Genomic DNA, 22,855 nt, shown 5'->3' with positions numbered 1-22,855 from the left:
AGACTCCTTCGCCGAGGTCGAGTCCTTGTTCAGGCAACAAGACTAACCCGTCCGACATACCTGTCGCGTGCCGCCGTGCCCGAAAGCCCCGGCGGGCATCGGTCACAATGGGCGTCATGCGCAAACTGATCATCGGACTCGTGAGCCTGCTGGCACTTGCCGTCGTCGTGGACTTCGGAGCGGCCGCGTACTCCGAGTACCGCGTCTCACGCGCAATCCGCGACGGCGGAGATCTGACCTCCGACCCACAGGTGATCGTCCACGGGTTCCCGTTCCTGACCCAGGCCGCCGACGGCAAGTATCAGAACGTGGAGATTCGAGCCCAGGACGTACCGACCGACTACGTGGAGTCGACGACCATCGAGGCCAACCTCCGCGGCGTCGCGGTACCCCTCTCCGACCTCGTCGACGGGTCGGTGGGAGCAGTGCCCGTCGACGAACTCGACGGCCGAGTGCGCATCGAGGCGACCGACCTCGGACGGTTCCTCGGTATCGTCGACCTGCAGGTTTCCGCTCCCCCCGCGGACAAGTCGGACGGCACGGGCGGGTCGGGCGGCTCCGGTATGACCACGAACGGCGGCGTCGTCCTGACCGGCACGGTGCCCGTGGGTCCGATCGAGACCAAGGTCGCCGTCCAAGCGGACCTCATCCTCGACGGTGACAGCGTCGACATCGTTGCGAGCGACTTCTACTTCGGCCCGGAGGGGAACGCCGATTTCAGCATTCCGGACTTCGCGAAGCCTGCGGTTCTCGGGCTCTTCACCAAGACCATCGACAGGCAGACGCTGCCGTTCGGGATTCTGCCAACCGATGTCTACGCCGAGGGTTCGCAGATCGTGATCGAGGGCAATGCAAAGGACGTGACCATCGATCTCGAGCAGATCGAGAAGCCATGACCGGAATCACAATTCTCGTGGTGACGCTCGTCGTCGCCACGGTTGTCGGGCTGGTCCTCCGGCATCGATCCGGCAGGGTGCAGGTCACCGAGTCGCACGGTTCGATCGATCGCCGCGCGCTGCTTCTCGACGCCGGGGCCGTGCCGGGCGCGGCAACGGTGCTGCACTTCTCGGCGGAGTGGTGCGGTCCGTGTGCTGCTGTCCGCCGGGTCGTCGACCAGGTGATCGGCGGCTCGACCGACGGAGGAACACCGCCGAGCGGGCCACGTGAACTCGAGGTCGACATCGACGCTCACCCGATGCTCGCGAAGGAAATGGGCGTCCTGTCGCTACCGACGACGTTCGTGCTCGACGCCGAGCTGGTGGAACGAGCCAGGATTTCCGGCGTTCCGAAGGCCGACGCCCTGCGTTCCGCCCTCGAGAACCTGTAGTTCTGCTGGTCCGCGACGTCCGGTAGGATGCACGGTGTGTTCACCGCCCACGAGCTGATGCTCACCAGTCGCCGCACGGTCGATCTGTGCCGACTGGGCGGTTGTTGCTGTCGCTGCCACTGATCTCACCGCCGGCCTCGTGGCCGCGCATCCATCCGGTTCGAGATCGTCGGCGAATCTTTCGTGTTCGCCGCGCCCATGCAGTTGTCTGTCATCAGCCCAGCACGCAGGAGCACGCCGTTGTCCCCAGAATCTCCATCGCCCACAGCTTCTTCCGCCGCAGTCGACCAGGTCGATGTTCGGGGGCCACGCTTCGCGGCGTGGATCACCACGGCTGTCCTGGTACTCGTTCTGGTTCTGTCCACCTTCCAGACCACCGCTGCTGCGGTGCTCCTGGCAGTACAGGCCGTCGTGTTCGCGATCGGCGCTGCGCGGGGGCCGAGGAAGAGCCCGTACGGGGCGTTCTTCGGACACCTCGTCGCGCCGCGACTCGGACCGACCACCGAACGTGAACCCGTCGCACCGCTGAAGTTCGCTCAGCTCGTCGGCTTCCTGTTCGCTGCAGTCGGCGTCCTCGGCTTCGCGCTCGGCGCTCCCCTCGTGGGAACGATCGCGACCGGCTTCGCGCTGTTCGCGGCGTTCCTCAACGCAGCCTTCGCGTTCTGCCTGGGCTGCCAGATCTATCCCCTCGTAGCGCGACTGCGGACACAATCCGCACGCGCTTGATCGCTCGACCCCTCCACCGACCGAAGTAACGCAAAAGATCGAAAGGAAACCCATGGCTCGCTCCGACGTCCTGGTCTCTGCCGACTGGGCCGAGCAGAACCTGAACGCCCCGAAGACCGTTTTCGTCGAGGTCGACGAAGACGCAAGCGCCTACGACGGCGGTCACATCGAAGGCGCAGTGAAGCTCGACTGGCGCAAGGACCTCCAGGATGCGGTTCGTCGCGACTTCCTGAACCAGGAGCAGTTCTCCGATCTGCTCTCGTCGAAGGGCATCTCCAACGACGACACGGTCGTCCTCTACGGCGGCAACAACAACTGGTTCGCTGCATACGCGTACTGGTACTTCAAGCTGTACGGCCACAAGGACGTCAAGCTCATCGACGGTGGACGCAAGAAGTGGGAACTCGACGGCCGCCCGCTGTCGAAGGACGTCGTCACCCGTGACGCCGCGCAGTACCGCGCCGAGGCTCCCGACCTGTCGATCCGCGCGTTCCGCGACGAGGTCATCGACGCGATCGGCAACAAGAACCTCGTCGACGTGCGGTCGCCCGACGAGTTCTCCGGCAAGATCCTCGCCCCCGCCCACCTCCCGCAGGAGCAGGCACAGCAGCGCGGCCACGTCCCCGGCGCCATCAACATCCCGTGGAGCACCACTGCCAACGAGGACGGCACCTTCAAGGACGACGACGCTCTCGAGGCGCTCTACAAGGAAAAGGGATACGACGACGGCAAGGCCACCATCGCCTACTGCCGCATCGGCGAGCGTTCGAGCCACACCTGGTTCGTGCTGAAGGAACTTCTCGGCAAGTCGGACGTCAAGAACTACGACGGCAGCTGGGTAGAGTACGGCTCCCTCGTCGGAGCACCCATCGAGTTGGAGGTTCACTGATCATGTGTGCTGCACCCGTTCAGGGCCAGGCCATTCCGGCAGGCGTCGACGTCGAGAAGGAAACCGTCATCACCGGTCGTGTCCTCGGAGGCGACGGGGAGCCTGTGGGCGGTGCGTTCGTGCGCCTGCTCGACGGCACCGGTGAGTTCACCGCCGAGGTCGTCGCGTCGGGCACCGGAGACTTCCGTTTCTTCGCAGCTCCCGGCAATTGGACGCTGCGTGCACTGTCGGCGTCGGGCAACGGCCAGGCCGACATCGCGCCGGAGGGCGCAGGCATCCACTCGGCGGACGTGACCGTCGGAGTCTGATCTCTCCCGTAGACCGAAAGAACCCCCGCACCGATCGGTGCGGGGGTTCTTTTCTGTGTGGTGTCAGCCGTGCGTCGTCTCGGGAACGATCTCGGTCATCGGCTCGGTCGACGGATCCGGCACCACGCTGTACTGCGGCGGGAAGACTCCGGGGGGAACCAGATTCAGCGACTCCAGGAACGCACCCAGATCGCTGTCGCGCGTGACGGTGCCCGGGGTGGGCAATGTCTGCGGATTCGGCTCACGCGCAGCCTCGGGGAGGGACTCCGCATCCCGGGCCGGAGCCGGGTCCACCTCGGAAGGCGCCAGGGGTGCGTCGTTGGTGTTCTTGCGTTCGCGTTCGGTCTGCGCCAGATCGGTCACCCAGGCGACGATCTTCTCGCTCTCCCATTCGCGGCCGTCGCCCGGATTGTTGTTCCAGTACAGGAGGTGCTGGAGGAAGCCGATGAAGATGTACGGCCCGACGACGACGTCGACGATGCCCTTGTTGTTCTCGACGAGGCCCTCACCCTCCTGGCGGAGCTTCTCGCGCACCTTGTCCGCACCGGGGCCGAGGGCCCAGTTGAGATCGGCGAGGAGCTGGTCGGGAGTCAACTGCTCCCAGGCCTTCTGTTCGTCGACCTCGTAGAGCTGATCGGACACCTTGAGCAGAACTTCGAGCAGCGTCTCGTCGGATTCGAGCCAGTCCTTGTTGGTGGCGATGTCGACGATGGCGCGGGTGGCGATGGAGCTCACGGCCCGCGCGAAATCGGCGACGGTCTGCAGCGGGTTGAGAATCGTCAACCGCATCTGCCCGAGAATGCCGAGAGCCAACTGCAGCGCGACGATGTTGTCCGGCGCGTCGCAGGCCAGATCGTACGGTCGGCACGACCATGTCACCTTGTCGTTCAGCGTTCCGTAATCCTTGGCGGTCTGCGACTGGAAGCCACCGTCGGTCGGGCCGGGCTCGTCGAAGTTCGGCACACCCGCCGGCCGGTACGGCGCACCGATCATGACGACTCCTGCGATGTCGTCGCCGGTGACCAGTGCGTTCGGATCACGATGGCCGAGCTCCATGGAGACGCGTTCGATGACTTCACCGCCGACGCTGTAACCGAGCAGGACGAACTTGGTGTTGTCGCCGCACTTGGTCTTGTACTCGTCGAGCAGGCGGTTGGTGGAGGCGATGCCCTCTGCGACGGACTGTTGGTAGGTGTCGACGTCGGAGAGCACGCCGACGCCGTAGGTCGACGGGTACGGAACGTAGAGCCAGCCGACTGAGCCAGGGCTGTTCGCGTTCGTTTGCCCGACGGGCAGTGTGACATTTCCCACCCAGTTCGACGCCGGGGACCGCGGCTCCTCGTTCAGGGGGTCGCGGTCGGCGTCGGAGTCCGTCGCACCGGAGACTGCGAGCATCAGCACGTCCGGGCAATCCTGGGCGTAATTGTTGGGGTCGATGTTCGGTTCGTCCGAGGATCCGGAGGACGAACCACTGTCCGCAGAGCCGCTGTCCGGGGCAGCGGAGGCTGCGGCGGGAACCACCAACAGCAGGGCCGTTGCAATTGTCGCGGTAGTGAACAGCCAAGAGCCAGCACGTGATCGGCGCTGCATGTACGGGTCCTTCCCCAGAACTTCGAAACGTTTTCGACAGCCGTCAGCGCCGGATCTCGATACTCCCCCGACCCGACGCCAGAAGAAACGTACCGTGCAGAACGCGATCTGTAGAGACGGGACGTGAATCGGACCATTCCTGTGGGCGATCGTCAGTGAGAAGCCACTATTGCGGTCACGACAATGTCGGGGCGCGGTTCGATCCTGGACCTGGCTGGGGTTAAACTCGGCGACGTGGTCATCTTCTTCGAGGTACTGCTCGCCGTCGCTGCAGTCGCCATCATCGCGTTCTCGCTCTATGTCGTCTACCGCCTGGTCACCGACGAATCGTGAGTGATCGCGCCGCCGACGAATCGGACGAGACCCGGTCTGCCAACGAGGCCATCGCCGAGGCAGCCGAGAAGTTCGCGTCCTCGTCGACGCGCAACATCCCCACGCTGCCGGATCTGCCGCATCCCGAGGACACGGCGAATCTGCGGCTGGGGCCGGATCTCAATCCCGCGCTGCTCGCACTGCTGCCGCTCGTCGGCGTGTGGCGCGGCGAAGGCGAGGGCCGCGACCCGGAATCGGGCGAGGAGTACGCCTTCGGTCAGCAGATCGTCGTCTCCCACGACGGCGGCGCGTACCTGGGCTGGGAATCGCGGTCCTGGCGTCTGGACTCCGACGGCAACTACGCGCACCCCGATCTCCGCGAGACGGGCTTCTGGCGGGTCAGTGGCGGCGACGGAGAGAAGGGCACCGAGAACGAAGAGGTCATCGAACTGCTTCTAACTCACAGCACCGGCGTCGTCGAGCTGTACTACGGCCACGCACTCAACCAGTCGTCGTGGGAACTCGCTACCGATGTCGTCATCCGGTCGACGTCGGGTGCGCTCGTCGGCGGCGCGAAGCGCCTGTACGGCATCGTCGAAGGTGCGGATCTCGCCTACGTCGAGGAACGCATCGGAGCCGACGGCGAACTCGCACCGCGGCTCTCCGCTCGGCTCGCCCGGTACATCGGCTGATTCAGTACATCGGCTGATTTCAGCCCTACACACCATGAGCATGCGAACGGCCCCCGAGCCATACCTGCGCTGATGCAGGTCTCGGTCGGACGGACCGAGAGCTCGGGGGCCGGGTAGCTGCCGTGGATTCGCTCGCCGCTCGCGCGGTAAAAGAATCCGTCAGCGGTAGCGGCTAGCTGGCAGCCACCTCACGCGTCCTAGAGTTCTTCAACTTCAGACCACCTCCTCTCTCGTGTACTCGACAACGTACGCCCGGATTTCGAGGCTCGCAAAGGGTTTTTTCGAAGTTCGGCCGACAGCGAACGCCCGAGGTCCACGACCTGGTCCGCACGGGTGTCCGGCGGCAGCTGGTGAGTGACGAGAACAACCGTTCTGTCCTCGTCGACGAGGCCGCCGTCGCGATCGAGCAACCGCCGGATCAAGTCGGAACCGGACACGTCGTCGAGATGTTCGGTCGGCTCGTCGAGCAGCAGTACCGGCGCGTCCGACAGCAGGGCGCGTGCCAGCAGTAGGCGTCGACGCTGACCGCCGGAAAGAGAGGCAGCACCGGCGACGAGAGTGGTGTCGACGCCGTCCGGGAGCTGGTCCAGCCAATCCCCCAAGCCGACCTTCGTCAGCGCCGCTCGTGCCTGGTCGGCGTCGACGTCGCCTCGGACGACCCGAAGATTCTCGAGTATCGACGTCTCGAACACGTGGGCGTCCTCGGCGAAGAACCGTGCGCCCGGCAGTTCTGCATCCCCCAGTCCACCGTCCGACGGCACGAGCCCTGCCAGTTCCATGAGCAGTGTCGTCTTGCCCACGCCGCTCGGCCCGACGACGGCGATTCTGGCGGCGTCGTGCGGTCCCTGAAGCGCCGCGCCTGTGCCCACCCGCCGAGGCTCGGGCGCGTCGGCGTCGTCCAACAGCGTCGTGATGCGCGACGCGGACAGACGCGCGCGCGTCAGAGTCACCGCTGCGGCGGGCAGGACCGATGTCGCTTCGAATGCCGCCAGTGGAACCAGCACGATGATGGCCAGGGCCATGGGCGACAGGGCGCTACCGGTGCTGCCGTACAGCGAGATTCCGACGAGCAACGATCCGAGCACGGATGCGCCGATGGACAGTGGGAGAGCCGCGTCGGCGAAGGCGGTGGGCATCGATGCGCGGTCGCGGGCGGTCACCGCGGCCCGGTTGGCGGCGGAGGCGTCGGCGAGGGTTCGTGTCAGTTTGCCCGCGACTCGCAGTTCCGGTGCGTGGTCGAGCGCGCGTACCGCGATGAGGGTGAATTCGGTTCGTGCGGCGACGCCTTCGGTTTCGGTGATCAGGGCTGCGCGTGCGGCCAGGATCGGTGCGACGACCCCGGCGAGCAGCAACGCGAGAAACAGGATCAGCGCCGCGCTCGGCGAGATCAGTGCAATCAGCACGGTTGCGCTGATCATCAGTATCGCGGACACGCAGATCGGAACGAGGGCGCGTACGACGACGTCGCCCATCGCGTCGATGTCGGCGCCTACCCGTGCCATCAGGTCGCCGCGGCGTAGGTCCAGAGTTGCGCGAGCATTGCCGTCGGCGAGTCGCTCGTACAGCCTGGTGCGTGCCAATGTCATTCCGCGGAGGGCGGTGTCGTGGGTGGCGAGGCGTTCGAGGTAGCGGAAGACGCCACGGGAGATGCCGAGGGCTCGCACGGCGACGACGGCGACGGTCAGGTCGAGCACCGGCGGCATCTGCCATGCTCGCGTGATCAGCCAGGCGGAGACGGCGGCGAGCGTCAGAGCGCTGCCCAGAGTCGCGACGCCGGCAGCCACGCTCGTCGCCACTCTCGCGGGCCGCAGTTCGAACAGCGCGAGTGCTCGTCGGAGATCGGTGTACATCTACGCGGCCCTCACGTTCACCACGACGTCGGCCCACGCCAGAACCGACGGCCGGTGCCCGACGACTATCACGGTCTTTCCCTGGTCGGCGATCTCGCGCAGGGCGGTGAGGACGCGTGCCTCGGCTGCGTCGTCGAGATGCGCGGTCGGTTCGTCGAGCAGCAGGACGGGTTTGTCGGTGGACAGGACCCGGGTCAGGGCGAGCCTCTGCACTTGGCCGAGGGACAGGCCGACGCCGCCGGTGCCCACTCTCGTCTCCCATCCGTCGGGTAGTTCGGCGAGGACTCGGTCGAAACCGACTGCGGCAGCGGTGTCGCCGAGCAGATCGATGGTGCTGCCGGTGAATTCCAGGTTTTCCCGCAGGGTTCCCGGTACCAGTACGGGCCGTTGCGGCAGCCAGGCGATCTGATCCCACCACGATCGCAGGTCGAGGCTGCGGGCGTCCACGTCGCCGACGACCACTCGGCCCTCGCACGGCTCGGTGAGCCCGAGCAGGATGTTCAGCGCCGTCGATTTCCCTGCACCGTTGGGTCCGGCGAGCACGGTGACGGTCCCGGGCGCGATGTCGGCCGAAAGTTCGTACGGTGCAACGGTTCCCTCGGATTCCCGTTGCCGAGTCTGTCCGCGGGCTACGCTCCTCGCGGACACCGATTCGAATCGGATTCCGGTTCCTGCGGCGTCGACGACGGCCGTTCCGGATGCGGTCGGTGCCCGTCGGTCCAGGATCGCGAATGCTCTGTCGGCGGCGGCAACTCCGTCTTCCGCGGCATGGAACTGGGCTCCGACGCGACGCAACGGCACGTACACCTCCGGTGCTAGTACGAGTGCGATGATGCCTGCCTCCAACGCCATGTCGCCGAACACGAGTCGCAGTCCGATACTGACGGCGACGAGGGCAACGCACAGCGTCGCAAGCAATTCCAACACCATCGAGGACAGGAACGCGATCTTCAGTGCCCGCATCGTCGCTCGGCGGTGCGCGTCGCCGAGCGCCTGGACTCTCGCCGCCGGGCCACGCTCGCGGCCCAGTGCGCGCAGCGTCGGAAGGCCGGCGACGAGATCGAGCAGTTGCGCGGACAATCTCGTCATCGATTCGAGCGTCTTCTCCGCGCGCCCCTTGGTCAGCAATCCGATCAGGATCATGAAGATCGGGATCAGCGGGAGAGTGAAGAAGATGATCAGAGCCGACGTGAGATCCTCGGTGAGGATGACCACGAGCGTGATGGGGGTGAGTGTCGCGGCCAGCACGAGCGACGGCACGTATCCGGTCAGGTACGGCGCGAGGCCGCCGAGTGCGCGCGTCACCACGATCGCGATCGACTCGCGTTCGGAGTCCAGGTCCCGGGGATCCATGTGCGACGCCGCATCGAGGACTTCGTTCTCGATCTCCTCCACGACTCGTGACGCGGCACGGTGGCCGTACCGCGCTTGCAACCACGCCGCGAGGGTGCGAACGACGATGGCGCCCAGGAGAATCCACAGCTGCGCTGCCCAGTCGGACATCTCGCGGGCGTCGGAGGTGATGACGCCCGCGAGGACGGTGCCGAGCATCACCGCGGACACGACGACGGCCGCGGTGTCGATCAGGGCGAGTACGACGATGAGGACGAGGTACCGACGGGCGGATCGCGAGTAGCGCCACAGCCGTGGGTCCACCGGTCCGCGGCCGGCCGTGACAGTCGTACTCACTTGGAACGACCGAGCGACAATCCGATCGAATCAGGAATGTGAGCGGTGGAAATGCGCTTGCGGAACACCCAGTACGTCCAGGCCTGGTAGCCGATCACGACGGGCGCCATGAACGCTGCTGCCCAGGTCATCACCTTCAGAGTGTACGGACTCGACGACGCGTTCTCGACGGTGAGACTGAAGGCGGGATCCGTCGTCGACGGCATGACGTCGGGGAACAGTGACCCGAACAGCAGCACGACGACGGCGATGACGGCCACCGTGGTGAACACGAACGCCCACCCTTCGCGGACCTTGGCCGTCAGCGCGACCACCGCGATCAACGATGCCGCGGCGACGCCGACGAGAATCCACGTCCACGTCGTGCCGTGGGCAAGTTGGGTCCACAGGGCGAATCCGCCGCCGACGATCAGAGCTGGGATCGACAGCCGCACAGCCATTCTCACCGCATCCTCGTGGACGTCGCCGGAGGTCTTGAGCGCAATGAAGACCGCTCCGTGGAGCGCGAAGACCAGTGCCATCGTCGCGCCGCCGAGCAGCGCGTACGGACCGAGCAGGTCGAGAAGCCCGGCTGTGACCTTCTTGTTCTCGTCGATCGCCACCCCGCTGACGATATTGGCGAACGCCACTCCCCACAACACTGCTGGCACCCACGATCCGATACCGATACCCAGGTCGCACCGCCGACGCCACACCGGATCGTCGATCTTGCCGCGGTACTCGATGGCGCAGATCCGCAGGATCAACGCGACGAGAATCAGCAGCAACGGGAGGTAGAAGCCGGCGAAGAGCGTGGCGTACCACTCAGGGAAGGCCGCGAACAACGCCCCGCCCGCCGTGATGAGCCATACCTCGTTGCCGTCCCAGACCGGCCCGATCGTGTTGAGAACAGCCCTGCGCCTCTTCTCCCCCACCTCTGCATCGGCGTGACGGCCGAGGAAAGGCATGAGCATTCCGACGCCGAAGTCGAAGCCTTCGAGGACGAAGTATCCGATGAACAGGACCGCTATCGCGATGAACCAGAATTCTTGAAGTCCCATGGTCGTCTTCCTCTAGTACGCGAACGAGAGTTGTTCGGAATCGACGTCCTCGTGGGGGTGCTCGTCGTGTTCGAGCGGTCCTTCGATCACGTAGCGCCTGATCAGGAAGAACCAGACACATCCGAGGGCGGCGTAGAGCAGTGTGAAGGTCACGAGCGAGGCGACGACCAGACCCACCGGGTGGTCGGACACGCCTTGGTCCACGGTCAACCGAATCTGGTCGATTCCGTTCAAATTCGGTGCCACCACCCACGGTTGGCGCCCCATCTCGGTGAAGATCCAACCGGCACTGTTGGCGAGGAACGGCGTCGGAATCGCGGCGAGGCTGAGCCACGAGAACCATTTCTGGTCCGGCACCCTTCCGCCGCGAGTGACCCACAGGCCTGCGAGGGCAAGCAGTGCCGATCCGGCGGCGAGGCCGATCATCATTCGGAATGCCCAGTAGGTGACGAACAGGTTGGGCTTGTAGTTACCCGGTCCGAACTGCTGCTCGTACTGTTCCTGCAGTTGGTTGACCCCTTGGACCGTTGCGCCGAAGTCGTTCTCGGCGAGGAAGGACGTCAGTCCGGGGATGGAGATCAGGTGTTCCACCGACTCGCAGTTGTTGTGGGTTCCGACGGTGAGAAGCGAGAACGATGCACCGGTCTCCGTATCGCACAACGATTCTGCCGACGCCATCTTCATGGGCTGCTGCTCGAACATCAGCTTGCCCTGGATGTCTCCGGTGATCGCGAGTGCGCCGCCCGCGACGATCATGACGACGAAGGACAGCCGAGCCGCAGGACGGAACATGCTGCGCGAGTTGTCGCTTCGCCCCTCGCCCGTCGATGTGCCGCGTGCCTCACGCACCATCCACCAGCCCGAGATGCCTGCCACGAAGGTCGCAGCCGTCAGGAACGCGCCTGCGACAGCGTGTGGGAATGCCGCGAGTGCGGTGCTGTTGGTCATCAACTCCCAGATGCTCGTCAGTTCGGCACGACCGGTCTCGGGGTTGAAGCGTGCGCCGACGGGATGCTGCATCCAGGAGTTGGCGGCGATGATGAAGTAGGCCGATGCGTTCACGCCGATCGCGACGAGCCAGATGGTGGCCAGGTGAACGAGTTTCGGCAGTCGGTTCCAGCCGAAGATCCACAGGCCGAGGAACGTCGATTCGAGGAAGAATGCGACGAGCCCTTCGAGCGCGAGGGGTGCTCCGAAGACGTCGCCGACGAACCGCGAGTACTCGCTCCAGTTCATTCCGAATTGGAACTCCTGAACGATTCCGGTGGCGACGCCGAGGGCGAAGTTGATGAGGAAGAGCTTGCCGAAGAACTTGGTGAGGCGGTACCAGGAGTCCTTCCCGGTGATGACCCACATGGTCTGCATCGCCGCGATGATCGGTGCAAGACCGATCGTGAGCGGCACCAGGATGAAGTGGTAGACGGTGGTGATTCCGAACTGCCACCTCGAGACGTCCAAGGCGTCCATGGCTACTCCGAACTCTCGGCCCGCGGGGAAGATACCGCTGCTTACGGGCGTGCCCCAGCGAGTTCGAGAGTACTACTACGCGTAGTAGTAGCTCAAGCGTCGGCGGCGGAGTCTCCGATCGATTCGACCGCCAGATCGACCATGGAACGCACGTCCTCGGCGATGGCCGGGACCGGAAGTTCGACGCCGTTGAGCGTCGTCACGCGGGCGGCGAGGGTGATGCTCGAGATCAACCAAACACCATCTGCTGCAACGAGATCGGCAGGATACACGTTCGCACGCTCGCAGGTGTACCCCTTGCTCGACGCGACCTGGAACAGTGCGTCGACCGTGGTTCCCGCGAGAATGCCCTGCTCCACCGGGGGTGTGACGAGAGTCTTACCGCGTGCGAGCACCACGGTGGACCGCGGACCCTCCAGCACTCGCCCTTCGCTGCTGGTGAAGATGACGTCGTCGGCTCCGAGACGCGCCGCGTGCCGTAGTGCTGCCATGTTGGTCGCGTAGGACAGCGTCTTGGCGCCGAGCAATCCCCACGGCGCAGACGCCGCGTAATCGACCGAGTAACCGCGGTTCAACGTGACCACCGAGACACCGTCGTCCCGCGCTTTCGTCACCCGTTCGTTCAGCGGCCCTACCGTCGCATAGCCCGTCGGTTCCCCTCCGCTCTCGCGACCGCGGCTGAGCACGAGCCGCAACGCACCCTCCGCGTCGGACGTCCGGGTCCATTCGTCCACTGCGAGGCCGACGACGAGACGCCACGAATCCAGGTCCGGTGTCGGCAGGTCGAGGGCAGCGGCCGACGCCGTCAAGCGGGCCAGGTGAAGTTCGACACCGCACGGCGCTCCGCCGCGTACCAGGAGCGTCTCGAACACCCCGTCTCCGCGTACGGCCGCGAGATCGTCCGCATGCAGCAGCGGAGCGTCCGCGTCGTGAACCTGCCCGTCCAAGGTGACTACTACGCGATCCGACATGAACGCAGCCTACGTGGGCCCTGATGTCCGTTTTCACGTCCCGCGACGACCCGCTGTCACCGTGTCGACCTACTATGGAGGACGTGTCGGATACTGCTGTGATCGCACCGAGCCCACTTCTGACTTTCCCCGACGCCGTGCCGTCCCCGGAGAACACGCCGGACAGTGCCGTCGCGTGGCATTACGGAAACCCGTTCGGCGAACAACGGGACGCGGTGTCGAACGCTGCGGTGATCGACCGGTCCCATCGCTTCGTGATCGCGATCAGCGGTGAAGAGCGGCTGACCTGGCTCAACACCATCTCCAGCCAGCTCGTGTCGAATCTGCCCGACGGGCACTCCGCGGAGAACCTCTCGCTCGACGTCAACGGGCGCGTCGAGCACCATTTCGTGCAGACCGATCTGGACGGTGTCACGTGGATCGACACCGAGGCCGCGCACGGCTCGGACCTGTTGTCGTTCCTGAAGAAGATGGTGTTCTGGTCCAAGGCGGAACCCCGTGAAGGCAGCGAACTCGCCGTGCTGAGCCTGCTGGGCGCCGAAGCCGAGGCTGTTCTGGCCGCAGTCGGCGCGCCGGTGCCCGCGGAGGTCTACGACGCCGCCCCGCTCACCGGTGGCGGTTTCGTACGCCGCATGCCGTGGCCGGGCCGCAACGCCTTCGACCTGCTGGTTCCCCGGGCCGCGTTGGCCGAGTGGTTCTCCAGGCTGCGCGACGCCGGCGCCTCTCCCGCCGGAACGTGGACGTACGAGGCCCTGCGCGTGGAGTCGATCCGGCCTCGAGTCGGCGTGGACACCGACGAGAAGACCATCCCGCACGAGGTGCGGTGGATCGGCGGTGTGACCGAACTCGGGGCAGTTCACCTCGAGAAGGGCTGCTACCGAGGACAGGAGACGGTGGCTCGGGTGCACAACCTGGGGCGGCCGCCTCGCCACCTCGTCCTGCTTCATCTCGACGGTTCCGCGGACGGCCGGCCTGCCACCGGGGATGCGGTGACCGCGGGTGGTCGCACGATCGGTCGCCTCGGCACCGTCGTCGATCACTTCGAACTCGGTCCGGTTGCGCTCGCGTTGGTCAAGCGCACCGTTCCTGCGGGAACCGAGCTCACCGCCGGTCCGTGTGCGGCCTCCATCGACCCGGATTCGATTCCCGATTACGACGACGTCCAGGCCGGCCGCGCCGCCGTCGACCGACTCCGCGGGCGATGATCGCTGGGCAGGTCGACGCGGTGTGCGTCGTGCACGCGGACGTTCCGGTGGGCCGTCGAGGTGTTGTGGACAGCGCCATCGACAAGCGGCCGGTCGATCACCCGGTGCTCGTGCACGCCGACGGGGTGACCGGTGACTACAGCCTGGACACCAAGTTCCACGGCGGCGGCGATCAGGCCGTCTACGCCTACGACTCGGCGGAGGCCGATCGGTGGGCTGCAGACCTGGGCCGGGAGATTCCGCCCGGCTGGTTCGGCGAGAACCTGCGGACGTCCGGGATCGCGGTCACCGACGCCGTCGTCGGTTCGCGGTGGCGTCTCGGTGAGGTGGTTCTCGAGGTGACCATCGCGCGCAAGCCGTGCTCGACGTTCGCTCGGTGGGTGGGCGAGCCCAACTGGGTCAAACGGTTCACCGAGCGCGGCGACGTCGGGGCCTATCTGCGGGTGATCACGCCGGGCGCTCTCGAAGGCGGTGTCGGCATCTCGGTGGAGGATGTGCCGTCACACGGAGTGACCGTTCGAGACCTGCTTCTCGGCCGAAACCCCGAGGGTCTGACGGAGCTTCTCGGTCGCGGCGATCTGCCGGTCAAGGTGGAACGGGACGCCAAGCTCGCGCTCCGAAAACATACCCAATCGTGATTCTTACCGGGACTCAGCACATTTTCGCAGGTTGCGGGCACTGCCTGCGCCGCTGAGATGAAGCAAACAGGCCGGACACGTACTCCGTATGAGCATCCGAGCGATTCGCGCGCTAGAGTGTGTGCCAGGAAGAAATACCAAATCTAACGGGGCGCCCAAATTTCCCCAGGCCGCCCCGCAAGTCCGCGAGGGGGCAACGCCATGGGCCGAGGCAGGGCTAAGGCAAAGCAGACAAAGGTCGCTCGTGAGCTGAAGTACAGCTCGCCGACAACGGACTTGGAGAGTCTGCAAAGAGAGCTCTCCGGTCATTCGTCCAACTCCCACCGTGGCGGTATCACCTCGGGCGGCATTTCCTCTTCGGACGCGGACGGCTATTCCCGCGCCGAAGAAGACGAATACGAGGACTGGCGACGCTGACAGCGAGTTGACAACGAAGTGAGGGGGAGCCGCACGGCGGCTCCCCCTCATTGTCGTTCGTGCTGGTCGCTCAGAAGCGTGGGTGGTTACCCAGCAGAAGCGCTCGCTCGGTCGCGGACTTGTCGCTCGACTTCTTGACCGTTCCCAGAGTCCAGCAGTCGATGTGCCGCGCCGTCAACACGGCCAGTGCACGGTCGACGTCCTCGGGTGCGACGATGGCGACCATGCCGACGCCCATGTTGAACGTCTGCTCCATCTCGGCGCGCTCGACGCGGCCACGCTGGGCGATCAGCGAGAACACCGGCGCTGGGCTCCACGTCGTACGGTCGAGTTCTGCGACGAGGCCTGCAGGCATCACACGTCCGAGATTGTTGGCAAGCCCGCCGCCGGTGACGTGGCAGAACGTGCGCACGTCGGTTTCCGCGGCGAGTGCAAGGCAGTCCTTGGCGTAGATCTTCGTCGGCTCGAGCAATTCTTCGCCCAGGGTGCGGCCGAACTCCTCGACGTGCCCGCCGAGGTCCATGTGGTTGATCTCGAGCAGAACCTTGCGCGCCAGGGAGTATCCGTTGGAGTGCAGTCCCGACGAGCCCATCGCGATCACGACGTCACCGGGACGCACACGGTCCGGTCCGAGGACTGCATCGGCCTCGACGACGCCCACGCCGGTGGCGGAGAGGTCGTAGTCCCCGTCGGCCATGAGCCCGGGGTGCTCGGCCGTCTCGCCGCCGAGGAGCGCACAGCCGGCGATGACGCAGCCCTCTGCGATGCCCTTGACGAGTTCTGCGACCATCTCGGGGACGACGCGCCCCACGGCGATGTAGTCCTGCAGGAACAGCGGTTCGGCTCCGCACACGACGAGGTCGTCGACGACCATCGCGACGAGGTCGAGCCCGAGGGTGTCGTGCTTGCCGAGCGCCTGCGCGACGGCGATCTTGGTGCCGACGCCGTCGGTGGACGCAGCGAGAATCGGTTCGCGGTAGTCACCCTTGAGCGCGAAGAGGCCGGCGAATCCGCCCAGGCCACCCATGACCTCGGGACGCGATGCCTTCTTCGCCAGCGGCGCGAACAGCTCGACGGCCCGGTCACCCGCGGCGATGTCGACGCCGGCCGCAGCGTAGGAAGCACCACCCGAGGAGGTTGCGCTCTGTGGTCGGGTTTCCTCGGTCATGCGGCTCCAGCCTTGTACTCGTGATCGTTGCACACCAAATGCGCGCAATTGCGCTCTAACGGTACCGGAGTCCGATCCGTCGATGCAGGATGCCGTGGATGTAGCCGAGACTATTTAGTTCGCGTAACGTTCTTGTTGCGTCGATGTGCCGGTCGGGGGACTTCGGACCAGGAGGCAACATATGTGCGGAATCACGGGATGGGTGTCCTACGGGCGGGATCTACGTGGCGAAAATCGAACGCTGCGCGCCATGACCGACACCATGACCCGACGAGGACCCGATGACGAGGGACTGTGGACGTCCGAGCACGCAGCCCTCGGGCATCGTCGCCTCGCCATCATCGACCTACCCGGTGGCCATCAGCCGATGATCCACCGCAGGCTCGACGGCACCGAAGCCGTCATCGTCTACAGCGGCGAGACCTACAACTTCCGCGAGCTCCGCGGAGTGATCGGCGGCGACTTCCGAACCAGCAGTGACACCGAGGTGGTTCTTCGCGCCCACGAGAAGTGGGGCGAGAACGCGGTCCCACAACTCAACGGCATGTTCGCGTACGCACTGTGGGACACAGCAACCGAGGAACTCCTCCTCGTCCGCGACCGCCTGGGCGTCAAGCCCCTCTACTACCTCGAAACCGAGGACGGAGTCCTGTTCGGCTCCGAACCGAAAGCGATACTTGCCAATTCACTGGCCTCCAAGAACGTCGGTATCGACGGTCTGCGTCGACTCCTCGGTTTCGTCGCCGATCCGTCGAACGCGGTGTTCGACGGTATGAAGGAAGTTCCGCCCGGTCACGTCGTTCGAGTGACCGCGCACGGTGCACACGAAGTGAAATACTGGGGCCTCGACGATCACGAGCACACCCATGACCTCGACACCACGATCCGCACGGTTCGAGAGCTGCTGGACGACACTGCATCTCGCCAGCTCATCGCCGACGTTCCTCTGTGCACACTCCTGTCGGGAGGGCTCGACTCGTCGGCGTTGACCGCACTCGCGGCCGGCCGGCTCGCCGCCGAGGGCACCGGACCTGTGCGGTCGTTCGCGGTCGACTTCGTGGGGTACGCGGACAACTTCGTCGCCGACGGTCTCCGCGACGCGCCCGACACGAAGTTCGTGCAGGACGTGGCCCAGCACGTGGCGTCGGACCACCGAGACATCGTGCTGAGCAACGACGACCTGCTCGATCCGGTTCACCGGGCAGCCGTGCTGGCCGCACGGGACTACCCGGGACTCGGCGACATGGACACCTCGCTGTATCTGCTGTTCAAGGCCGTACGCGAGCAATCGACGGTGGCGCTGTCCGGCGAGTCCGCGGACGAGGTGTTCGGCGGGTACGCCGATTTCCACGACCCGAACGTGGTTGCCGCCGATACGTTCCCATGGCTGGCCGGGTCGATGGCGCAGGGCAGGGACACGACGTCGCCGTTCTCGCTCGATCTGCAACGTCAGCTCGACATGGAGGGGTACTACGAGAATGAGTATCGGCGGGCGCTGGCGGAAGTTCCGAGACGACCCGGTGACGAGGGCCTGGAAGCCCGGATGCGCGAGATCTCCTACCTCTACCTGACTCGCTTCCTTCCGTTGCTGCTCGAGCGCAAGGACAGGATGAGCATGGCCGTGGGGCTGGAGGTTCGGGTGCCGTTCTGCGATCACCGCCTGGTGCAGTACGTGTTCGGTACACCCTGGGCGTTCAAGACCTTCGACGGCCGCGAGAAGAGCCTTCTGCGTGCCGCGACGGCGGATCTACTGCCGCAGTCGGTCGTGCACCGTGTGAAGAGCCCGTACCCGAGCACCCAGGATCCGCAGTACTCGAAGACGATCCTGCAGGAGCTCGGCGCCGTTCTGGACGATTCCAACGCACCGATCGCGGCCCTGCTGGACCGAACCGGCGTCGAGAAGATCCTGGGCGCTCAGAACGATCCGCACGCCCGGCATGCCGCGGAGCGGGTAGTCGGCATCAACTCCTGGCTGGCCGATCACACCATCAGTCTGTAGCGGCTCCGCCGCACGTCAGCGGATCAGGGCCTGCTGAGAGCACTCACGTTGGCGTTGGTGGATTCCGACGCCTGTCCGGCGGCGGTGGCGAGCATGCCTTCGAGGACGTGCTTGCCCAGTGCGTTGTCGGCGGGAAGCTCGATGGGGTACTTGCCCGTGAAACATGCGGTGCACAGCCGAGATTCGGGCTGCTCCGACGCCGCGATCATGCCTTCGGTGGAGATGTAACCGAGGGAGTCGGCACCGATGGCTTGACGCACCCCTTCGAGGATTCCGTCCTCGGAGTCGACGCCGTTGGCGATCAACTCGGCGGGAGACGCGAAGTCGATACCGTAGAAGCATGGCCAGCGGACGGGCGGCGACGCGATCCGTACGTGGATCTCGAGCGCACCGGCTTCCCGCAGCATCCTGATCAGGGCGCGCTGAGTATTGCCGCGCACGATCGAATCGTCCACGACCACGAGCCTTTTGCCCCGAATGACCTCTTTGAGGGGGTTGAGCTTGAGGCGGATTCCGAGTTGCCGGATGGTCTGCGACGGCTGGATGAACGTACGTCCCACGTAGGCGTTCTTCATCAGTCCCTGGCCGTACGGAATTCCGGAGCCCTGCGCGAATCCGACGGCAGCGGGCGTTCCCGACTCGGGAACCGGAATCACCAGGTCACCCTCGGCGGGGTGCTCCTCGGCGAGCCGACGACCGATCTCGACGCGAGTGGAGTGCACCGAACGGCCACCGATGACGGAGTCCGGGCGCGCGAGGTAGACGTACTCGAACACGCAGCCCTTGGGTTCCGGCGCCGCGAACCGCGAGGAGCGAACACCGTCGGCGTCGATGGCCAGGAGTTCGCCCGGCTCGATGTCACGCACGAATGCGGCTCCGACGATGTCGAGCGCTGCGGTCTCGCTGGCGACGACCCATCCTCGGTCCAGGCGTCCGAGGGACAGCGGACGGATTCCGTGGGGATCACGCGCGGCGTACAGCGTGTGCTCGTCCATGAAGGTGAGGCAGAATGCGCCCTTCAGAGTGGGGAGCAGTTCCATCGCAGCTTGCTCGATGGTGCGGTCTGCGGCCTTGTGCGCCAGCAGTGCGGTGACGACATCGGAATCCGACGTGCCGTTGCCCTGCAACCGGTCGCTGATCAGGCCCTCTTCGCGGGCTCGCGTCGCCAGTTCGGCGAAGTTGACGAGGTTGCCGTTGTGGCCGAGGGCGATACCCGTACCGGCCGTCGTGGTCCGGAAGATCGGCTGCGCATTTTCCCACGTCACCGAGCCGCTGGTGGAGTAGCGGCAGTGTCCGATGGCGACGTGCCCCGGCATGGCGCCGAGGGTCTGCTCGTCGAACACCTGGCTGACCAGGCCGAGATCTTTGAACACCAGGACCTGGGAACCGTCGGAGACGGCGATGCCGGCAGCTTCCTGGCCTCTGTGCTGCAGTGCGTACAGGCCGTAATAGGAGAGCTTGGCTACATCCTCCCCCGGGGCCCACACTCCGAATACGCCGCATTCTTCCCGAGGTTCGTTCTCGGGTTCGTCTACAGGCTTGCCTACCAGAAGATTTGGACTGTCGACCGAGATATCGGCAGAGGTCACAACACTGCTCCCTTGGGGGACGGGGCGGGGGGCATGTACCAGTCTACGGGCACACAGGCCATGGCAACGCATCGTGGGCGAGTGACATTCCCCGGTTGTCTGTTTTGCGGTAACCGGCTGTCCACTTGGCCTACGTCAGGCACGCAGGATCGGTAACCAATGTCCGACTTCGCTCGCCCTGCTGCCCGACGCCGTGATCGAACCGTCGTTCAGGGCGTCGTCGAACGCTCGGACTCCGGTCGCGACCTCCAGCCACGTGCGCGGATCGGTCTCGACCACATTGGGAGGTGTGCCCCTGGTGTGCCGCGGGCCGACGATGCACTGCACCGCGACGAACGGCGGAACCCGAACCTCGACGCTGGATCCCGGTGCGACCTGGGCGAGCGTGCGGGCGGTCGTGCGCACCGCGTCGGCCAGTGCCGAGCGCGGAGGCTTCGGCGCCGAGGCGTCGTGCACCCAGTCTGCGACGGCCAGAACGGCGGTTCGAACCTGCTCGGGGGTGACCGTCTTACTCGGAGCCATGCCGATCAGCCTATTCGGGTCGTTCCTGCAGGCTCCACTCCCGGCTCAGGACGCGGTCCCCAGTGCACAGAAGTCCGCCCGGCAGGTCACATCCGGCCCTGCGCGGTCGAATTGTATGCAGCCAGGACCGCTCCGGAGGCGTTCACCCCGTAGTGAAGAATCATCGGCGCGAGAACACCGCCGCGGCGTCGGAGCCACGAGAACAACAGACCTGCCAGATAGGTGCCCGCCACCGTTCCGGGAACGGAATCGCCGGCAGCACGGGCGGGATGGATGTGCCAGAGGCCGAAGAACACCGGCGACAGCGACGGGGACACGTCGTCGAACACGGCTCTGAACACCAGCTCTTCGGTGACGACGGTTCCGATCGGGATCCGAAACAACACCCACTCGGCGAGGTTGTCGTCCGACGGTCGAACTCGGGTGGCCAGCGCGGGTACGGATGCGATCACGACCGAACCCAGGGCGGGTACCGCCGCCGCACCGAGCCCCCACTTCAGACCGCTTCGCCATTTGCTCAACCCGAGCGGAGCCCGTGTCACTGCGGCCAGCGAAATCCCGAACGCTGCGTTCACCACCGTGCGCGGTCGGTCAGGCAAGTTCAGCGCAGGTACGACGGCCGTACTCCATGCCGTCGTGACCGCGCCCAGAGCGAGACCTTTCACTTCTCGGGGCCGTCGCGACCTGCGTATTCGTCCATCACGGCGCGCACTTTCTCGGTGTCCTCCGCAGTCCATCCTGCGGGCGCCGCAACGGCGACCCAGCCGTCGAGAACGAGGGTCCCGTAGTTGTGACCGTGACCGTCGGGCACGCCCGCGGCGTTGGTCAGATCGGCTGCGACTTGCCAGAAGGTGACGATCGGGAACCAGCGCATGTCGGGCAGACGGTCGGGGCCAGGAGCTTCCGACAGCCAGTCGGGGCGCTCGAACAGCAGGTCGGGCGACCACCAGACGACCGGGTCGGACGCGTGCTGCACGTAGAGGATGCGGGGACTGAGCCACGGCTGACCCTCGGGCGGGATCCCGGACGAGTTGTCGGCGAAACGGACGACGAGACCATCGGCGTAGACGGGCCGTACTTCGGGGCTACCCGGGTCGCGGCGGTTCTTGAACTGGGACCACAGCCGGTTCGCGTTCGGCGGCCCGACCCACAGGACGCCGTCGACGCTGTCCCGGATCTCGGCGAGACCGTCGAATGCACCTTCACCGGACTGCGTTCCGAGGCTTTCGCCGTAGACGTACAGCTTGGGCCTGGTGGCCTCCGGTTCCTGTAGCCAGCGCTCGTGGACCTTGTCGATCAACGCCTTACCCGCCTCGGCCGCTTTGTCGCGTTCGGCGAGGAACGAGATCCAACTGGGTAGGTAGGAGTACTGCGCGGCGACGGTGGCGACGTCGCCGCCGAACATCAGTTCCTCGGCTTCGATCGCGGTGGGGTTGACCCATCCGGTTCCCGTGGTCGGGACGACGACCAGGGCCTGACGCTCGAAGGCTCCGGTGCGTTCGAGTTCCTGTACGACGATGTCGAGCCGCTCGTCCTGTGTCTCGGCGGTCTCCAACCCGGCGTAGGCGCGGATCGGTTCCAGCGCAGGCTGTCCGAGGCCGTCGGAGATCTCCTGTGCGCTCAGTCCGCTGGAGACGAAGTTGCGTCCTTCGAATCCGAGGGTGTCCCAGGGCGCGAGAGATTGTGGGCTGCCGGATCGCTCGGGTTCGGTGGGTTGTTCTGCGCCTTCGCGAGTTTCGTTGTTCTGCAGGCTGAAGATCGAATTGGTGACGTCGGAGACTGCCCGCAGCAGAACACCTTGGACGAGCGCGATGACCAGAACGACGATGAGGACGACCCCGATGACGTTCGCGACCTCACGGGGCATCTTGACGACCTTGTTGAGCTGGCGCGCGACGAAGCGAACCAGGTCACGCAGCACACGCATGCCCGAGATGAACAGCGCGGCGACGCCGATGCTCAACGCACCGGTGCGGAAGTAGCCGGTGGTGGTCGTTCCCTCGGCGTCCATCAACGCGGCAAGTTCGCGCTGCCATCCGGCGGACAGGTACAGCATGTACAGCGATGCGAGGATCGCGAGCGGCGGGATGGCGAACTTGACGTAGAGCTCGACCCGACGCGGCAGGGGCCACCACGTCTTCCGGTCGAGGTACCACCTCCGAGCCGCCCAGCCGACGGCCACGCCGAAGCCGTAACCGATGGCCGCGTTGATTCCGCCGATCAGTCCCTGGAACAACCAGTCACGCGGCAGCAGCGACGGTGTCAGCGACCAGCAGAAGAACAGCGCGCTGAAGACGATGCCCGTGAAATCGAGTTTCAGCAGCCCCCACGCCCACATGACGAGGGGATGCCGCTCGGGAGAAGGCACCGCGAACTCGATCGGCAGACGGTGATGCGTGTGTTCACGCTCGACCGTGTCGACGGCCCCTTCCGATGCCTCTCCCCCGCTCACTGCC

The 22,855-nt window shown here is 65.7% G+C and carries 21 protein-coding genes; 10 read left to right on the top strand and 11 right to left on the bottom strand.

Annotated features, from left to right (window positions below; all coding sequences use genetic code 11):
- Nucleotides 1-116: 116 nt before the first annotated feature.
- The 5 genes from BH95_RS25285 (at nt 117) to BH95_RS25265 (ending at nt 3,250) form a co-directional block, all read left to right on the top strand.
- Nucleotides 117-896: an LmeA family phospholipid-binding protein gene (locus tag BH95_RS25285; RefSeq protein WP_026348174.1), complete on the top strand. Its 780-nt coding sequence runs from the start codon at nt 117-119 to the stop codon at nt 894-896.
- Nucleotides 893-1,327, top strand: a complete 435-nt coding sequence (locus BH95_RS25280; protein ID WP_037184800.1) for a thioredoxin family protein — start codon at nt 893-895, stop codon at nt 1,325-1,327. Before BH95_RS25285 ends, BH95_RS25280 begins: the two co-directional genes overlap by 4 nt.
- Nucleotides 1,328-1,510: 183 nt before the next feature.
- Nucleotides 1,511-2,053 carry a DUF4395 domain-containing protein gene (locus BH95_RS25275; RefSeq protein ID WP_020111546.1) on the top strand — a complete coding sequence of 181 codons (543 nt, stop codon included), beginning with the start codon at nt 1,511-1,513 and terminating at the stop codon, nt 2,051-2,053.
- A gap of 52 nt (nt 2,054-2,105) precedes the next feature.
- A complete protein-coding gene (locus tag BH95_RS25270) occupies nt 2,106-2,942 on the top strand; it encodes a sulfurtransferase (protein WP_019667355.1) in 837 nt (278 codons plus the stop codon).
- A 2-nt stretch (nt 2,943-2,944) separates the two neighbouring features.
- Nucleotides 2,945-3,250 (top strand): DUF1416 domain-containing protein, encoded by a 306-nt coding sequence (locus BH95_RS25265; protein WP_019667356.1) that lies wholly within the window; start codon nt 2,945-2,947, stop codon nt 3,248-3,250.
- Between the two features lie 63 nt (nt 3,251-3,313).
- Here the strand turns inward: BH95_RS25265 and BH95_RS25260 are convergent, their stop codons facing one another.
- Complete coding sequence (locus BH95_RS25260) at nt 3,314-4,840, bottom strand: cutinase family protein (RefSeq protein ID WP_037184799.1); 1,527 nt, start codon at nt 4,838-4,840, stop codon at nt 3,314-3,316.
- A 329-nt stretch (nt 4,841-5,169) separates the two neighbouring features.
- On the opposite strand from BH95_RS25260, the gene BH95_RS25250 reads away from it, so the two are divergent.
- The gene (locus BH95_RS25250; protein ID WP_019667359.1) at nt 5,170-5,844 is read left to right on the top strand and encodes an FABP family protein; all 675 of its coding nucleotides are present in this window, start codon (nt 5,170-5,172) and stop codon (nt 5,842-5,844) included.
- Between the two features lie 197 nt (nt 5,845-6,041).
- Here the strand turns inward: BH95_RS25250 and BH95_RS25245 are convergent, their stop codons facing one another.
- From BH95_RS25245 to BH95_RS25225, 5 genes are all read right to left on the bottom strand, one after another.
- Complete coding sequence (locus BH95_RS25245; protein WP_037184798.1) at nt 6,042-7,694, bottom strand: amino acid ABC transporter ATP-binding/permease protein; 1,653 nt, start codon at nt 7,692-7,694, stop codon at nt 6,042-6,044.
- Nucleotides 7,695-9,383 carry a thiol reductant ABC exporter subunit CydD gene (gene cydD / locus BH95_RS25240; protein ID WP_020111549.1) on the bottom strand — a complete coding sequence of 563 codons (1,689 nt, stop codon included), beginning with the start codon at nt 9,381-9,383 and terminating at the stop codon, nt 7,695-7,697.
- A complete protein-coding gene (cydB, locus tag BH95_RS25235) occupies nt 9,380-10,423 on the bottom strand; it encodes a cytochrome d ubiquinol oxidase subunit II (RefSeq protein WP_019667362.1) in 1,044 nt (347 codons plus the stop codon). Before cydB ends, cydD begins: the two co-directional genes overlap by 4 nt.
- A gap of 12 nt (nt 10,424-10,435) precedes the next feature.
- Entirely contained in the window at nt 10,436-11,890 is a 1,455-nt protein-coding gene (locus tag BH95_RS25230) for a cytochrome ubiquinol oxidase subunit I (protein ID WP_020111551.1), read from the bottom strand.
- Between the two features lie 92 nt (nt 11,891-11,982).
- Entirely contained in the window at nt 11,983-12,861 is an 879-nt protein-coding gene (locus BH95_RS25225; protein ID WP_019667364.1) for an aminodeoxychorismate lyase, read from the bottom strand.
- Nucleotides 12,862-12,935: 74 nt separating this feature from the next.
- On the opposite strand from BH95_RS25225, the gene ygfZ reads away from it, so the two are divergent.
- The 3 genes from ygfZ to BH95_RS28465 all read left to right on the top strand — a co-directional run bounded on the left by ygfZ (nt 12,936) and on the right by BH95_RS28465 (nt 15,121).
- Nucleotides 12,936-14,066, top strand: a complete 1,131-nt coding sequence (gene ygfZ / locus BH95_RS25220) for a CAF17-like 4Fe-4S cluster assembly/insertion protein YgfZ (protein ID WP_037184797.1) — start codon at nt 12,936-12,938, stop codon at nt 14,064-14,066.
- Entirely contained in the window at nt 14,063-14,704 is a 642-nt protein-coding gene (locus tag BH95_RS25215) for an MOSC domain-containing protein (protein WP_037184796.1), read from the top strand. The genes ygfZ and BH95_RS25215 overlap by 4 nt, the downstream gene beginning before the upstream one ends.
- A gap of 201 nt (nt 14,705-14,905) precedes the next feature.
- Entirely contained in the window at nt 14,906-15,121 is a 216-nt protein-coding gene (locus BH95_RS28465) for a DUF3073 domain-containing protein (RefSeq protein ID WP_080732843.1), read from the top strand.
- Nucleotides 15,122-15,191: 70 nt separating this feature from the next.
- On the opposite strand, the gene purM is transcribed toward BH95_RS28465, so the two are convergent.
- Nucleotides 15,192-16,289 carry a phosphoribosylformylglycinamidine cyclo-ligase gene (gene purM / locus BH95_RS25210; protein WP_019667367.1) on the bottom strand — a complete coding sequence of 366 codons (1,098 nt, stop codon included), beginning with the start codon at nt 16,287-16,289 and terminating at the stop codon, nt 15,192-15,194.
- Nucleotides 16,290-16,470: 181 nt separating this feature from the next.
- Between purM and asnB the strand changes: the two genes are divergently transcribed.
- Entirely contained in the window at nt 16,471-18,288 is a 1,818-nt protein-coding gene (asnB, locus tag BH95_RS25205) for an asparagine synthase (glutamine-hydrolyzing) (RefSeq protein WP_080738096.1), read from the top strand.
- Between the two features lie 23 nt (nt 18,289-18,311).
- Here the strand turns inward: asnB and purF are convergent, their stop codons facing one another.
- The 4 genes from purF to BH95_RS25185 all read right to left on the bottom strand — a co-directional run bounded on the left by purF (nt 18,312) and on the right by BH95_RS25185 (nt 22,851).
- On the bottom strand, nt 18,312-19,877 hold the full coding sequence (purF, locus tag BH95_RS25200) for an amidophosphoribosyltransferase (RefSeq protein ID WP_026348179.1): 1,566 nt from the start codon (nt 19,875-19,877) through the stop codon (nt 18,312-18,314).
- A gap of 135 nt (nt 19,878-20,012) precedes the next feature.
- A complete protein-coding gene (locus tag BH95_RS25195; RefSeq protein ID WP_033190668.1) occupies nt 20,013-20,399 on the bottom strand; it encodes a sterol carrier family protein in 387 nt (128 codons plus the stop codon).
- Between the two features lie 86 nt (nt 20,400-20,485).
- Nucleotides 20,486-21,064: a CPBP family intramembrane glutamic endopeptidase gene (locus tag BH95_RS25190; RefSeq protein ID WP_037184794.1), complete on the bottom strand. Its 579-nt coding sequence runs from the start codon at nt 21,062-21,064 to the stop codon at nt 20,486-20,488.
- On the bottom strand, nt 21,061-22,851 hold the full coding sequence (locus BH95_RS25185) for an alpha/beta hydrolase (protein WP_020111555.1): 1,791 nt from the start codon (nt 22,849-22,851) through the stop codon (nt 21,061-21,063). Before BH95_RS25185 ends, BH95_RS25190 begins: the two co-directional genes overlap by 4 nt.
- Between the last annotated feature and the right edge of the window lie 4 nt (nt 22,852-22,855).

It is taken from the genome of Rhodococcoides fascians A44A (assembly GCF_000760735.1).
GTDB lineage: Bacteria > Actinomycetota > Actinomycetes > Mycobacteriales > Mycobacteriaceae > Rhodococcoides > Rhodococcoides fascians_E.
Note: the sequence above shows the minus strand (reverse complement) of the source record. Positions and strands in the feature narration are given on the sequence as shown.

Bases quoted from the DNA above. Each gene is read 5' to 3' on its own strand.
- BH95_RS25285 (WP_026348174.1), top strand. From the start codon at position 117: ATGCGCAAACTGATCATCGGACTCGTGAGCCTGCTGGCACTTGCCGTC.
- BH95_RS25280 (WP_037184800.1), top strand. From the start codon at position 893: ATGACCGGAATCACAATTCTCGTGGTGACGCTCGTCGTCGCCACGGTT.
- BH95_RS25270 (WP_019667355.1), top strand. From the start codon at position 2,106: ATGGCTCGCTCCGACGTCCTGGTCTCTGCCGACTGGGCCGAGCAGAAC.
- BH95_RS25265 (WP_019667356.1), top strand. From the start codon at position 2,945: ATGTGTGCTGCACCCGTTCAGGGCCAGGCCATTCCGGCAGGCGTCGAC.
- BH95_RS25260 (WP_037184799.1), bottom strand. From the start codon at position 4,840: ATGCAGCGCCGATCACGTGCTGGCTCTTGGCTGTTCACTACCGCGACA.
- BH95_RS25245 (WP_037184798.1), bottom strand. From the start codon at position 7,694: ATGTACACCGATCTCCGACGAGCACTCGCGCTGTTCGAACTGCGGCCC.
- cydB (WP_019667362.1), bottom strand. From the start codon at position 10,423: ATGGGACTTCAAGAATTCTGGTTCATCGCGATAGCGGTCCTGTTCATC.
- BH95_RS25230 (WP_020111551.1), bottom strand. From the start codon at position 11,890: ATGGACGCCTTGGACGTCTCGAGGTGGCAGTTCGGAATCACCACCGTC.
- BH95_RS25225 (WP_019667364.1), bottom strand. From the start codon at position 12,861: ATGTCGGATCGCGTAGTAGTCACCTTGGACGGGCAGGTTCACGACGCG.
- ygfZ (WP_037184797.1), top strand. From the start codon at position 12,936: ATGGAGGACGTGTCGGATACTGCTGTGATCGCACCGAGCCCACTTCTG.
- BH95_RS25215 (WP_037184796.1), top strand. From the start codon at position 14,063: ATGATCGCTGGGCAGGTCGACGCGGTGTGCGTCGTGCACGCGGACGTT.
- BH95_RS28465 (WP_080732843.1), top strand. From the start codon at position 14,906: ATGGGCCGAGGCAGGGCTAAGGCAAAGCAGACAAAGGTCGCTCGTGAG.
- purM (WP_019667367.1), bottom strand. From the start codon at position 16,289: ATGACCGAGGAAACCCGACCACAGAGCGCAACCTCCTCGGGTGGTGCT.
- asnB (WP_080738096.1), top strand. From the start codon at position 16,471: ATGTGCGGAATCACGGGATGGGTGTCCTACGGGCGGGATCTACGTGGC.
- BH95_RS25195 (WP_033190668.1), bottom strand. From the start codon at position 20,399: ATGGCTCCGAGTAAGACGGTCACCCCCGAGCAGGTTCGAACCGCCGTT.